This window comes from Pseudomonas sp. B35(2017) (genome assembly GCF_002113645.1).
In the GTDB taxonomy this organism is placed as follows: domain Bacteria; phylum Pseudomonadota; class Gammaproteobacteria; order Pseudomonadales; family Pseudomonadaceae; genus Aquipseudomonas; species Aquipseudomonas ekonensis.
This window is the reverse complement of record NZ_NEIZ01000023.1, coordinates 1-12939: the sequence shown is the minus strand read 5'-3', so window position 1 is coordinate 12939 and position 12939 is coordinate 1. Positions and strand designations below refer to the sequence as shown.

Genomic DNA, 12939 nt, shown 5'->3' with positions numbered 1-12939 from the left:
GGCAACGCTGCCGGCGCTGAAAAACGTCGCAAGGGCAAAGGCATTCCGAGGCACCTCACAATCCTTTGCCGTGTTCGATCGATGCCGTGTGATTCAGGGACGGCGTGCGGCAAGCACTGTCCACACCAGCAGTCCATCGCGGGCGAAACCGATTTTCTTGTTCCAGCGATCCAGCAAGTTGTCGTATTCAGCGGAGGACAAGTCCTGCATGAACAGTTCCTTTTGCGTCAGCAACAGTTCCCTTCCCTCCAGCATACTGTTCAATAGATCCTCGGTTCGATCACTCAAGACGATATCGGTGAAACCGGCGGCGGTCAGGATTTCGATATAGCGCGACGGCAACATCATATGTTGGCCCCAGGCATCCATAATATTGTCGAACTCCGTCGACTCAGCAGGCCCTTTGCAATAGTCCGTTATGAGAACTTGCCCGTCCGGCCGCAGTGCCTGATGTAAACGCCCCCAGATATCCGCCTTTTCTTGCTCGCTCCAGAACGCGCCGCAGTCCCGGGTCCACACCACGTCGAACGAGGCGGGTTCCAGCAGCGCTGTCGTGCGTACATCGCCGGTCGTAAACGTTACGCCCTTGATCGGCGAATTTCGGTAACGCTCAAGGCATATCCCGGTCATGTCCGGTGCCGCGTCCAGGCCGACCACCGCGACACCGAACTTTTCAGCCAGTCGAAGGCAGTCTCCGCCCAGCCCGCTCCCGACGTCCAGCACGCTCAACCCCTGCCTCAGGTCGAGCCTGGCGGCCAGTCGGTCGAAAACCGCCTCGCTGCCCGGGCCCTGATACCCATGCCCGTAGAGTCGCTCGTGTCGCAATGCCACTTTGCGCGAATAACGCTCATCCATAACCGCCGACATATGTTCGTCCATCCTGTCTTGAAATGAATAGTGAAGTCAGAGCCCCACACTAAAAGAACAAAAAACAATCATTGTTAACATCGCTTCATGACAATTCCATGACCACTCCCCAATGACTTGTTTATCAAGAACACCGACCTGACAAATATTGTCAAAAGCAACGACTGCGCCAATGCAATTGAATTAACATCCTGCGATACAGCCAGAACAACATAGGCAGACGAACGTTTTTTCGTTCTGCCGACAACAGTTGCCCGCCCCGTTTTTTCTGACGACCGCACGAGGAACACATGAAGGAACAATGGAAAAGTACCCACTTGGACAGTCTCCCGCTGCGCAGTGACCTGCGAGGACAAACGCCTTACGGAGCACCTCAGCTCGACGTTCCGGTGCAACTCAATGTCAATGAAAACCCCTACCCTCCCTCGGAAAAAGTTGTCGCTGAAATCACCAAAGCCGTGACGCTCGCCGTCCAGAACATCAATCGCTACCCCGACCGAGAGTTCCTGGGGTTGCGCGGCGACCTGGCGTCCTACCTGAGCGAAGACACCGGGACACCGTTGCAGGCCGAGAACGTGTGGGCGGCCAACGGCTCCAACGAAGTCCTGCAGCAACTCCTGCAAGCCTTTGGCGGCACCGGGCGCACTGCGCTCTCTTTCGCCCCGACCTACCCCATGTACCCCGAGTACTCGCGCAACTCACTGACTCAATGGGTGGAGGGGCGACGCCAGGAAGACTTCAGCCTGGATATCGGACACGTGCTGGATTTGATCAATGTCCATAACCCCTCAGTGATCTTTCTGACCTCCCCCAACAACCCCACGGGAACCGCACTGACCCTTCCCGAGATCGAATCCGTCCTGGCCGCCGCCCCCGGCATCGTCATCGTGGATGAAGCGTATGCCGAGTTCCGGCGCGCCGGTGTCCCCAGCGCGGTGTCTCTTCTGCCCCGCTACCCTCACCTGGTTGTCAGCCGGACAATGAGCAAGGCGTTCGCGTTGGCCGGCGGTCGTCTCGGTTATCTGGCGACCTCCCCCGCGATTGTCGATGCACTGCGCATCGTTCGGCTGCCCTATCACCTCTCGGCCGTCACCCAGGCGGTGGCCCGTGCCGCCCTTTCACATCGTGACGCCTTAATGGCCAACGTGGATGAACTGAGACAAGAAAGGGACAGAACCGTGACCTGGCTGCGCTCCATCGGCCTGGAGGTCGCTGATTCTGACGCTAACTTTGTCCTGTTCGGACGTTTCGATGACCGCCATGCCGTCTGGCAGGGCCTGCTTGAACGGGGGGTACTCATCCGTGAAGCCGGCCCTGCGGGATGGTTGAGGGTCTCCATTGGAACCGCTGCTGAAATGCACGCCTTCAAAGAGGCGCTGGTTTCGGTTCTGGCCGCTCCGGCCGCCTGACCGGCTCGTGCCCCGAGCTTGTCTCGGGGCTGCTTGCGGATGTTTGCGCCTGCACATGCCCCCAGAACCCCTTCAGCCATTTAAGGATGTCCTGCATCACGTAGTGGTTCTGCGAGGGACGCAGCGCCGACAGCAGAAACGACTTCCCGCCCTCCGCCGGCGGGCCCAGCACCGTGATCTGCTTCTCGACCGTTCCATCCTTGCGGATCGGGTGATGGTCGTCTGTCAAATCAATCCCGCCAGGCACGTAGCGTTCTCCCGGCAATGAGTCGTTGGCCCACATGCGCACTGTCCCTCGGGCAATCAGGTTTCGGTACAGCCTTGATGCGTCCTTGCGGGGGTCAAAGGGATGAAGCCTTGCGTTGATCAGCGTATCCACCCTGGCCAGCCTCCCGGTCTGCGCCCCTCTGACCGTGAAACAGCCATGCGCCTGATCGGTTTCGACCACCGCGCCCGGGCCGATGCCGACATCCAGCAGACCGCACTCTATCAACGCCCGGACTTTTTCCATGATCTGCGCCGCAGCGCCGTTTGAAAGCCGGTTGTGGATGCTCAAGTACTCTCGCTGGAAGCGCTGATGAGAGGCGGCTGTCAGCCCGGCGTCGTCAATCGCATGGGAGATCACCGAGCGCAGGTCCCGCCAGACGCCGTCTGCGGCAGCCTTATGGGGGTTGTGCAGGTTTCCTTGAGCCGCCCACAGCAGATCGCGGTCCATGAAGTCGAGCACCGCTGCGCGATACGCGTGCCCGTCAGCACAATCGCTCGGCGAAACGGGATTGATCGTCAGTTCCCAGCAGAACCTGTTCCCGCGCACATCATTCTCCAGCCGCCAAGGCGACGACCAGGCTTGGGCGATACCGGCGAGGCCTGCGGGGTCATGCAGCTGCATGCGCGCCTGTTCCCGCGCCTCGGCACCGTGAACGACACCGATCCAGTGGTCCAGAACGCATTCGACCGACCACCCGGCCGCCTGCCGCTGGGCTTGCGCCACCGTCGCTTGCCCGGTCAGCACCCGGGACAGCACCGCCGTCACCTCATCGACGATGCCTTCAATCGCGGCGAGTCCGTCGAAGTCAGCGGGCAAGGTGGCTTCATTGGCGGCATGCGCCTGAAAGTCAGGCAGCACGCGTGCCGAAACCAGAACCTCGATCGAAGGCCCGAACAGTGTGAGGTAGTGGAGGTAGCCCATCTCCAGCTTCAGCACGGGCAACAGGTCCGCGTCAAAATCAAACTGCGGCCGTGCCTTCTCGGCTTCGCTGCGCCGGCCGGCGAGCTTTCGGCGCAAGCGGTCAACGGTCTCCCTGGTAAAAAAGACCCCCTGATGCTCCAGGTTCACCGGGCCGGTCTCCTTATGGTTTTCCGGGCGCGCAAAGGTAAACAGGCCCGAATGGCTGAACGCCAGGATGGAGGACGGTTCCCGGCCACTGGGCTGATAGTGCAAGCCGCCGTTTTGCGCCTTGGAGAACCACCCCCCTCGCCCCTCCGTCAGATGCAGGATCACATCGATCGCGGTCAGGCCCATGCCCCAGCAGCCGACCGTTTCGGGCCTTTCCTGGGTGGGCGATGGAAGCGCCCTGTCCAGCGGGTAGGCAAAAGGGACGTAGGCGGCCTGCTCGTGGCGCCGGGCAAACTCGATCAACGCTCTGGCGTCGTCGCACCGGTCCGGATCATGGTGGGTGTGCCCCGTCAGCAGCAGCACATAATCGACGAGGAACACCTCGCCCGCCGAATCTTCGACATGGAACCGTGCGTCTTCGGCGAGGACATCGACCACCTCGGTCGGGCGCAGGATCACCTTGGCTCGGGAATCGGCGTCTATGTCACGAATGAAGTCCATCAGCATGTCCTGAAGGGCCAGCCCATGGACATAGCGCTTGGGCCAGTCGGTGGGGCCCAGATCGAAATCGCGATGGCCGGTCAACGCATACTGGCGCCGACACCACTCGTGCAATGTCGGACGCTTGTGCGCCGCACGGAGGGGGCCCGCATCCGTGACACTTTCATCGGCAGCGAAACTCACCTGGCCGGCGATCCTGTTGAGATAGCTCGTCTTGGGTTGGGAGCCACTGTGCGCCTGGCCCGCACCGAATTCACCGCTGCGCTCGAACAGGTACACTTCCAGCTCCGCATCAGGGCCGAGCCGCTCAAGCGTCGCCGACAGACGCTCCATCGCATAGACCGCTCGGGGGCCGCCACCGACCACAGCAAGCCGGTATGGCCTGCCGCTCACAGAAAGATTATTCATCGCGAACCCCGTCTCAACGATCGTGCGTTACAGGCCGGACAGACAGAAACTGCGCCATCGTCTCCAGGAAGCCGTCGATGTCCTCCGCGGACATGCACCCCATGGTGGACAGCCGGAAGAACCTGTTCGCCAGATGTTCCTGGGCGGTGTAGATGACGTACCCGGCGCTTTTCAGCACCGGGTGCAGATCCGCATAGTGGACACCCTCCGGCAAGCCGACCGTGGTCAGGCCGACCGCTCGGTGTTCGGGAGCCAGCAATATGCTCAGCCCTAGTCGGGTCAAACCGTCGCGAAGGTGCGTCGCCAACCGACGGTAGCGCGAGTTTCGTTCCGCCACCCCTTCCGCCATCAGCAGGTCCAGCGCGGTGTCCAGTGCGTAGAACAGGGGAACGGCGGGTGTGAACGCCGGTGCGTTGGAGGTCTCTTGCGCAGTGAAATGGCGATGCAGATCAAGGTAAAACGTACGTGCCTTGTGGGCTTTCAGGGACGCGAAATCCGCTTTGAGAGCGCACACGAATGACAGGCCCGGCATCCCCTCGATGCACTTGCCGGCGGAGCCGATCAGCCAGTCGATGCCATCACGTGACTGGTCGATCGGTTCAGCCCCCAGGCTGCTGACGGCATCGACAATCATTTTGCAGCCGTGCCGATGGGCAATGGCGGCCAACCCGACAATGTCATTGAGCATGCCGGTGCTGGTCTCGTGATGGACCACGGCCACATGAGTGACGCCGGGGTTTTCACGGAGGGTTCTGTCGATCAGTTCCTTATCGACCGGCACGCTCCAGCCCAGCGTCAACCGAACGCTGGCGATGGCGTGGATTTTGGCGATGTCATGCAGACGCTCGGCGTAGTGTCCGTTGTCGATGATCAGCACGGTGCCGCCGTCCGGTATCACCGACGCCATCGTCGCTTCGACCGCCGCGGTGCCTGAACCGGTCAGCACGACCGATGCGTACCGGTCATCGCCCCCCGACACTTGGGTGATCTTTTGCCGGACGGCCGTCATCAGTGCTGCAAACTCCGGCTCACGATGACACTGGTCGGGCCCCGCCAACGACAATCGAACACGCTCTTGAGTTGTGACAGGCCCCGGGTTCATCAATACCTGGCGTTTATCGGCCGCACCCTGTGTAGAAGCCATATGCAAACCTCCTCCCTGAGTCAGTGGACTGACATTCAGAATGATTGATCAAACGGCGCGCACCCCGTGTCTGAACGCGACACCAGGACGGCGCGGATAACGAGTGCACTGAGGTTCAATCGCCTTCAGCCAAGCGACAGGGCGTCCAGCAGCGCTTCAAGAAAACCGTCGATGGCCGCCGCTTCCTGAGGTCTCGCCACCGTTTTCAGGTGAGCCGAGTAACTGCCTGCCTTATTGATGACATTGAGCAGTTCCTCAACGCTGAACGCCCGTGCGTCTGTCATTGCCGACAACCGCTGCTTGAATGCGCCTACGGATGCGTAGGGCGTGGTGTCTGCGCCCCCTGCTGGCTCGCCGCCTGATACGGGCGCACGACTATGGCTCTCGGCGTACCCCTTGGTGGCGAACTCGGGGCAACTGTCGGCCAGGTTGGTCCTCAATCGTTTGAGTTCACCTTCTTTCAGCAGGTCGGCAGCCCAGATGACGTTATTGCGGCTTGATGAGATCTTGGCGTTGTTCAGGAACAGGAAAAAACTGGCCTTCAATGCCGTGGGCACCATGGCGGTGATGCCCAGCACCATGGAAAGGTAGGGAAACAGGAACGCATAGTAATAAGAGTTATCGATCCCGAAGTAGGCGACGACCTCAGGCGGGTGCTCCAAAGCGTTCAAGCGCCGCACGGACTCTGCAAAACCGACTGATGTGTCCACATTGCACGCTTTCAGAACGGAATACAGATGCCCGAAGTAGATCTCAATCCAGGGATTCAAGGCCCCCTGCATCGTTTTGGGAAACACGCCGTACGCGGCATCGTAGCTGAACCCGATCCGGTGGGCCTTCAGGTGCTGGAACATCGAGTCGATGCGACGGTTGCCCGAATGCAGCGTGTCGACCACTTCTGCGATCCGTTCAACTTCCTTGGCCGTGATCGCAAGGAACTGCACCTCTTTTTCGCTCAGGACATGATCCGCATGACCGCAGGTATCGCACACCGGTGCGATCGCTTTTTCAAACGCCATAGGGATGCAGCAATTTTCGCAGACGTTGAGAAAGGCGTCGTGAAGACAATGGCTGCAAAAGCCTTTCACGTTGGCCTCATACAGCGAACTGTCACACTTTGAGCAATGCTTTGCCTTGGCGGTTTCCAGATTCAGCCGGGGGATCAGGTGCTCCACCGCCGAATCGAGAAACGCCAGGTATAGCGTCGAGGTGTTGTCGATGAACAGATCGTGGTCGATGCCGAACGATTTGAAGTCATGCTTGATGCCCGCCTGGACATCCTCGAAGAACTCATTGACGTCACGGCCCAGTTGAGCCGCCTTTTTCGGGACGTAGCTCTGATAGGTATCGATGTGGGACAGGTGTTGGACGGGCCGTCCGCTCACAAACCGAATCAGCCGTGAATGCAGGTCCGCACGAAGGTAAGGGCCTGAGATATGGCCGATGTGCAAACGACCGTTGGGCGTCGGAGGTGGCGTCAGGATGATCATGGGCGATGAAGGCGAACGGCTCACTGTGCTCATGCCGGCACCTGCTCGGTGCTCACCGCTTTCCACCACAGGCTGAACAGGCGGGCCTTATCGGTCGACGTGTTTTTGAACGAGTGGCTTTGTCCGATTTTCGCGAAAGCGACATCGCCCGCCTTCACGGAATGAACGACGCCATCCAGCGTGAAATCAGCCGTGCCATCGAGCAGCAGAAAAATCTCTTCTACGTTTTCTTTATTGATGTGCTCGCGGATGGTTTCACCTGGATAGAACTCGACCATGGCAGCGCCCATGGCCTCCTTCTTTGCGGAAGTCAGGGCCAGCAAGTCACTCAGGCGGCGTACCGATACATCATATTCGGCACTGTATTTACTGCTTTCATCACGATCGATAGTCACGCTTAAATCCCTCTTAGGTTAACTATGTTTTATTGAACTGCGGGCAATGCAAAGCCCTTCGTGGATATCGCTTGTTTGCGCAAAACCTGAGCGCAAAACAAGCGACACCACAAATCATCAAAACAACAGCGATCATTTGGACATGCCCTTCGCAGGCGAGTCCGTCTTTCTTTTAACAGCGGCTCGTTCGCTTCATCGCAACGATGGCTGACTCACCGTAACGAAATGACGAGCAGGCCCAGCAACATCACAGCGACACTGATGATCTTCAGGGGCGGCGCTGTTTCCTTGAGCCACACCACGCCAATCAATACCCCCACGGGAATCGACAGTTGCCTCAGCGCGACGATGTAACTGACATCCGTACTGAACGCCATGGCGATGAGGACAAGTCCGTAAGTAGCGGTAATCATCAAACCGGTGACGAGTATCGAGCGACGATGCTCGCGCCAGACAGGAGCGAACACCGTTCGCTCTGAACTCATCACCGCAATCAACGGCAGTCCCCACAACACCGTGGTCAACGCTTGCAGCACCATGTAGTTGGCGCCGGCCGTCAATCGTGAAAAGCCGGCATTGACCATCATATCCAGCGCCACTTTGTCGATCACCGAATAGCCTACGGTTCCTGCGGCGGCCAACAGCGCATAGCCCAATGCCGGGTTGAAGTATGTTTTCAGTCGAAAGGAACGGAAGCTGCTCAACGGCAGACAGAGCGCGCCCAACACAATCAAGACAATGCCGTACCAGTCTCTGGCGACCAGCGCCTGGCTGCCCAGCAGGCCCACCGTCACCATGGGAACCATCACCACCGGCAGCGCTCGGGCCAGCGGGTAAATGACGCTGACATCCCCACGGGAATAGGCCCAGGCCAACCCGCCCATGTACAGCATCTGGCAAAGCCCGGTCGCCAGCAGCAGCCACCAGAACATCGCCGGCAGCTTATCCAGGCCCGCCCCCAGGCTCAGCAGCGGGCTGAACAGAATGGCGCTCGTGCCGATCGCCAGTATGAAAAAGCTCAAGGACGGCGCCTGTTTCTTGCCGAGCAGATTCCAGCCCGCGTGCATGCATACCGACAAAAGAGTTATTGCAAATGCCATTGAGTTCAAACGCTTTTTCTCCTTGTGCTTGTCGCTTATCCCTGGCCTGCCGCTGCATGAGCCGGCACCCTGCCGATCGCCGGTGCCGGCCACGGACGGCACGACAAGGTTGGGATTCAATCGGAAACGAATGCCATGAACCCCGCCAGCCCTTCCTTCAAGTCCATCGAGGGCCGACCCAGATCGCCTCGGGCGCCCTTGTCGACCATGATCTCCAGCAAGGCCGGGCCCTGCGCATCAAGCAACCACTCGATCTCCTCAAACAGATCGCCGCGCGCGACGCAGAGCGACACGTAGCTGTAGCCACAGCCGACGAACACTGACTGCAGGTCGATCGATTGCGCGACGGTCGGCTGACCGCCCACGGAGTCGTGGGCGCCGTTATTGATGACAAGGTGCTTGAAGTTGCCTTTGGCCCTCGTCCCTGCAATGGCCGCGCTCCCCATGTGCATCAGCAGCGCGCCGTCCCCGTCCAGGCAGATCACTTGGCGATCCGGCTTGTGCGTGGCAATCTCGAGGGCGATCTGCGACGCGTGCCCCATGCCGCCGATGGTCAGGAAGTCCGCATCATGCCCTTGTCCGTGCCTTTTGCGGCACTCGAACAACTCCCTTGAAATCATGCCGGTGGTGGCAACCACAATGTGGCGTTCATCGAGCCGCTGGACCAGCGCATCGATGACGTCTTCGCGAGAGTAGGAAAACACCTTATTGCCCTCGACGCGGGGTTCGAAGCTGCCGACGGCCCCGCCCTTGACCACCAGTGCATAGGCGCGGGACTGAGAGGCGGCGGTCTCGACCGCTCTTGATATGGCTGCCCGGGCGAGGGATTCGTCACCGTCAATCACGTCATAAGGTATTTCCATGGCCTCCAGCAGCGCCAATGTCACGCGCCCTTGCTTCAGGTGCTGCGGCTCATCCTTCACCCCAGGCTCGCCTCTCCAGCCAATGATCAGAATCATCGGGATAGAGTAGACATCGGGATCGCCCAGCGACAGCAACGGATTGATTGCATTGCCCAAGCCCGAGTTCTGCATGTACACCGCCGGGATGCCGCCTGTCGCCAGGTGATACCCCATCGCCAAACCGATGGCGCCGCCCTCGTTGGCCGCGATGACATGATGGCTGGCGGGTGTGTGCTCGGAAACGTAGAAGCAGAACGACTTCAACAACGAGTCCGGCGTGCCCGCAAAGTACTCGACACCCTTGCTTTTCAGTGACTGGTAAAAAAACTCTGGAGAAATCATCGAATCACCGCGTCCCTGGTATCAGATCCAAAATCTCGTTGATCGGCATGCATTCCGACTCGCACTCCATGGAGCGGCCATGCGTCAGGATCGACTGCGCGATGCGGCTCATCGCCGGATAGGAAGCCCGCAACATGTGGTTGGCGTAGATGACGATGTTCACACCTGCGCGGGACAACTCAATGTCAGTGATGCTGTTGTAACTGGAGGGAACGGCGACAAGGGGTACGCGCTCATCGAACATCGCGTAGTGCCGGCAGAACTCCAGGATCTCGGCAGGGGATTTTTCACGGCTGTGGATCATGATGCCGTCGGCCCCGGCCGCGATGTACGCCTTGGCGCGCGCTAGCGCGTCATGCATGCCTTTCTCGAGTATCAGGCTTTCGATTCTCGCAATGATCATGAAGTCATTGGTTTGGCAGGCCGCCTTGCCGACTTGGATCTTATGGCAAAACGCTTCGATACTTTCCTGATCCTGCGTGACGGTGTTGCCGAACAGTGAGTTCTTCTTCAACCCGGTCTTGTCTTCAATGATGACCGCAGAGACACCGACCCTCTCCAGGCTCTTCACCGCCAGCGCAAAGTGCTCGGGTTTGCCGCCGGTGTCGGCGTCATAGATGAGCGGTTTGGTGGTGACCTCAAAGATGTCGTTGATGTTCTGCAGACGCGACGTCAGGTCCACCGCCTCGATGTCGGGTTTCCCCTTGGATGTCGAGTCGGTCAGGCTGCTGGACCACATCGCATCAAACGTTCGGGATTCTCCGCCTGATTCAACCTGCAGGTTTTCGATAATCAGCCCGCACAGCGGTGTATGGGCTTCGAGCACCCGGACAAAGGACTTGGCCTCAAGAAGGCGGCTCAGTTGCTGCTGCCTGGAATGCGGTCTGGCGTAGGCCTTGTTCAAGCGCTCAAACACTGACGCATTCGAGCCTGTGTGAGATTGATCGCTGACAATCAGTTTCCCGCCCCAGCCGGAAAGCGCCTGTTCGACGCGTTCCCGCTCGGGCCGACCGATGCCCTTGCCTTCATCGTCCCAGTGGAGAACGTAGGTCGGTTGTAAATCCAGAATGTTGGTGATGGCGTCCGCACTGTCTTGAGGCACCACCTTGGAGACACCTTTGACACGACTGAAAACACTTGCACGCTGTTCGAAATTCAATATCGGCTCGCGTCCGGACAACGCCATCGCCTTGTCCGTCAACACACCAACGACCACAGAACCATACTTTTCCGCTTCACCGATCACGTCAATGTGACCCGAATGAAGAATATCAGCGTTCATCTTTACGTATACAACATTGCCAGCAATATCCATATGCCCTATTCCAGATCTTCATGATAATGCTATTGAAGTTGACGTCTCGAACCAACCGCGCCCGCCTTGCCCATTAGAACCAATAGGCAAGTTTTTAATCAGAGCAAACACGAGTTCACCCCAACAGAATGCGCAGGCCAAACATATATAAGAATTGAATAAGTGAGCGACGACCATTGGCTGCCTGTAAGGCTACAGGGCCGTAACTGTCGGGCAACACGAAACAAGATACTGGTATTGCAGAGATCGGGAGCCGTTTCGAAGCAGGCGAGTCTGATTGGACGTTATGCTTCTCAGGAATCTTATTCCATCGACGGTGAAGTGCTTTATTACTTCCGAATCGAAGTATCTTGTCATGAAATAAACATGTCAATATTTTTTTATCGGAGCAAAACTTTAATATTTAATTCACTTTCATGTAGCAATTGTGAAATATTGCCCAAGCTCGCCCTCTGCAGAAGTTGCACTGCATTATATGTACATACAACTATAGCCATGTAAGAAACATATCGCAGACACCGTACGGTGAAAGACAACGAGAACATCGCAAGTGCGGCACCTGAGCGTTCCGCGACAAAGGAGAACAGGCGCAGGACGAGGCGCAGCGGCCATGCCCTGCTCCGGCACGCCATTTGAATGCGCCCGGCACTTGCGGCTGTCCCTCCTAAGCTGTGAGGATAGCGGCTTTGTCGCCAAGACTCGGCAAGCGCCTTTGCCGTGGAAGAGATTCGGATTGATTGACTGATGACTAAGAATGCGCCGCAAGCGCGCTATCAACGCGCGAAGGATTTCGTGCAAGGCAAGCTTCGCGCCGGGGTCTGGAAACCCGGCGACCTGATCCCTTCCGAGCATCAGTTGGTGCAGGAACTGGGCATGTCGCGCATGACGGTCAACCGTGCCCTGCGCGAACTCGCCGACGAAGGCCACCTGGTGCGGATCTCGGGGGTCGGCACGTTCGTGGCCGAGAGCAAGCCGCAGTCGAACCTGCTGCGCATCACCAACATCGCCGACGAAATCATCGCCCGGGGGCACAGCTACACGTGCAAGGTGCTGCACCTGGCACGCGAGGCCGCCTCGATGCAGGTGGCCGCTGCGTTGGCGTTGCCTACAGGGGCGTCGGTGTTTCATTTGATCTGTGTGCACAGCGAAGAAGGCGTGCCGGTGCAATTGGAGGACCGCTACGTCAATCCCGAGATGGTGCCGGAGTTTCTGCAGCAGGCGTTCGGCGAAAGCCTGCAACCGGCCCGGTACCTGTTGCAGGTCATCCGGCCGGATGAGATGGAGCACATCGTCGAGGCCAGCCACCCCAGCGGCGACGAGAGCAAATACATGCAGATCGATGACAACGAGCCTTGCCTGGTGCTCATGCGCCGGACCTGGAACCAGGGCAAGATCGTCACCTATGTGCGCCTGGTCCATCCGTCGTCGCGCTACCGTCTGGGCAGCCGTCTTCCGGTCAATGGCGCCCACAGGGAAAGTTGATCCCTCAGGGCTCCACCGCTTTCAAAATCCAATCGCAATGCCGCTTCCGCAAGGTGTACAGGCTTCAATGCGGGAGCAGCTGTCTTTGCGGCGCCTGGACTGCCGTCATCGCTGGCAAGCCAGCTCCCACAGGGGACTGCGCAGAACCCGTGGGAGCTGGCTTGCCAGCGATGAGGCCCTTACAGGCTCGGCAGCAGTTTGGCAGGCACCAACGCGCTCAGGCACCGCGACGCCAGCAGCCCGGTCGC

10 protein-coding genes are annotated in these 12939 nt (G+C 58.9%); 2 read left to right on the top strand and 8 right to left on the bottom strand.

Annotated features, from left to right (window positions below):
• Positions 1 to 93: 93 nt before the first annotated feature.
• Complete coding sequence (locus tag CAG41_RS25840) at positions 94 to 867, bottom strand: methyltransferase domain-containing protein (protein ID WP_170930305.1); 774 nt, start codon at positions 865 to 867, stop codon at positions 94 to 96.
• Between the two features lie 290 nt (positions 868 to 1157).
• Here CAG41_RS25840 and CAG41_RS25835 point away from each other — a divergent pair, with 290 nt between their 5' ends.
• Positions 1158 to 2276, top strand: coding sequence for a histidinol-phosphate transaminase (locus tag CAG41_RS25835; RefSeq protein ID WP_085586607.1), 1119 nt, complete (start codon positions 1158 to 1160; stop codon positions 2274 to 2276).
• Here CAG41_RS25835 and CAG41_RS25830 read toward each other — a convergent pair.
• The 7 genes from CAG41_RS25830 to aepX all read right to left on the bottom strand — a co-directional run bounded on the left by CAG41_RS25830 (position 2233) and on the right by aepX (position 11209).
• On the bottom strand, positions 2233 to 4521 hold the full coding sequence (locus CAG41_RS25830; protein ID WP_085707648.1) for an FAD/NAD(P)-binding protein: 2289 nt from the start codon (positions 4519 to 4521) through the stop codon (positions 2233 to 2235). The genes CAG41_RS25835 and CAG41_RS25830 overlap by 44 nt on opposite strands.
• A 13-nt stretch (positions 4522 to 4534) precedes the next feature.
• On the bottom strand, positions 4535 to 5665 hold the full coding sequence (locus CAG41_RS25825; protein WP_085707647.1) for an alanine--glyoxylate aminotransferase family protein: 1131 nt from the start codon (positions 5663 to 5665) through the stop codon (positions 4535 to 4537).
• A 125-nt stretch (positions 5666 to 5790) separates the two neighbouring features.
• Positions 5791 to 7188, bottom strand: coding sequence for a class I tRNA ligase family protein (locus tag CAG41_RS25820; RefSeq protein WP_085707646.1), 1398 nt, complete (start codon positions 7186 to 7188; stop codon positions 5791 to 5793).
• A complete protein-coding gene (locus tag CAG41_RS25815) occupies positions 7185 to 7550 on the bottom strand; it encodes a cupin domain-containing protein (RefSeq protein WP_139831401.1) in 366 nt (121 codons plus the stop codon). The genes CAG41_RS25820 and CAG41_RS25815 overlap by 4 nt, the downstream gene beginning before the upstream one ends.
• Positions 7551 to 7762: 212 nt before the next feature.
• Positions 7763 to 8770 (bottom strand): hypothetical protein, encoded by a 1008-nt coding sequence (locus CAG41_RS25810; RefSeq protein ID WP_218191448.1) that lies wholly within the window; start codon positions 8768 to 8770, stop codon positions 7763 to 7765.
• Positions 8767 to 9894: a phosphonopyruvate decarboxylase gene (aepY, locus tag CAG41_RS25805; protein WP_085707645.1), complete on the bottom strand. Its 1128-nt coding sequence runs from the start codon at positions 9892 to 9894 to the stop codon at positions 8767 to 8769. Before aepY ends, CAG41_RS25810 begins: the two co-directional genes overlap by 4 nt.
• A 4-nt stretch (positions 9895 to 9898) precedes the next feature.
• Entirely contained in the window at positions 9899 to 11209 is a 1311-nt protein-coding gene (gene aepX, locus CAG41_RS25800; protein ID WP_085586614.1) for a phosphoenolpyruvate mutase, read from the bottom strand.
• Between the two features lie 744 nt (positions 11210 to 11953).
• Between aepX and hutC the strand changes: the two genes are divergently transcribed.
• Positions 11954 to 12691, top strand: coding sequence for a histidine utilization repressor (hutC, locus tag CAG41_RS25795; RefSeq protein WP_085586615.1), 738 nt, complete (start codon positions 11954 to 11956; stop codon positions 12689 to 12691).
• The last annotated feature ends 248 nt before the right edge of the window (positions 12692 to 12939 follow it).

What these genes read in the sequence shown, in the direction of transcription:
- CAG41_RS25840 (WP_170930305.1), bottom strand. Translation starts at nt 867, where the DNA reads ATGTCGGCGGTTATGGATGAGCGTTATTCGCGCAAAGTGGCATTGCGA.
- CAG41_RS25835 (WP_085586607.1), top strand. Translation starts at nt 1,158, where the DNA reads ATGAAGGAACAATGGAAAAGTACCCACTTGGACAGTCTCCCGCTGCGC.
- CAG41_RS25830 (WP_085707648.1), bottom strand. Translation starts at nt 4,521, where the DNA reads ATGAATAATCTTTCTGTGAGCGGCAGGCCATACCGGCTTGCTGTGGTC.
- CAG41_RS25825 (WP_085707647.1), bottom strand. Translation starts at nt 5,665, where the DNA reads ATGGCTTCTACACAGGGTGCGGCCGATAAACGCCAGGTATTGATGAAC.
- CAG41_RS25820 (WP_085707646.1), bottom strand. Translation starts at nt 7,188, where the DNA reads ATGAGCACAGTGAGCCGTTCGCCTTCATCGCCCATGATCATCCTGACG.
- aepY (WP_085707645.1), bottom strand. Translation starts at nt 9,894, where the DNA reads ATGATTTCTCCAGAGTTTTTTTACCAGTCACTGAAAAGCAAGGGTGTC.
- aepX (WP_085586614.1), bottom strand. Translation starts at nt 11,209, where the DNA reads ATGGATATTGCTGGCAATGTTGTATACGTAAAGATGAACGCTGATATT.
- hutC (WP_085586615.1), top strand. Translation starts at nt 11,954, where the DNA reads ATGACTAAGAATGCGCCGCAAGCGCGCTATCAACGCGCGAAGGATTTC.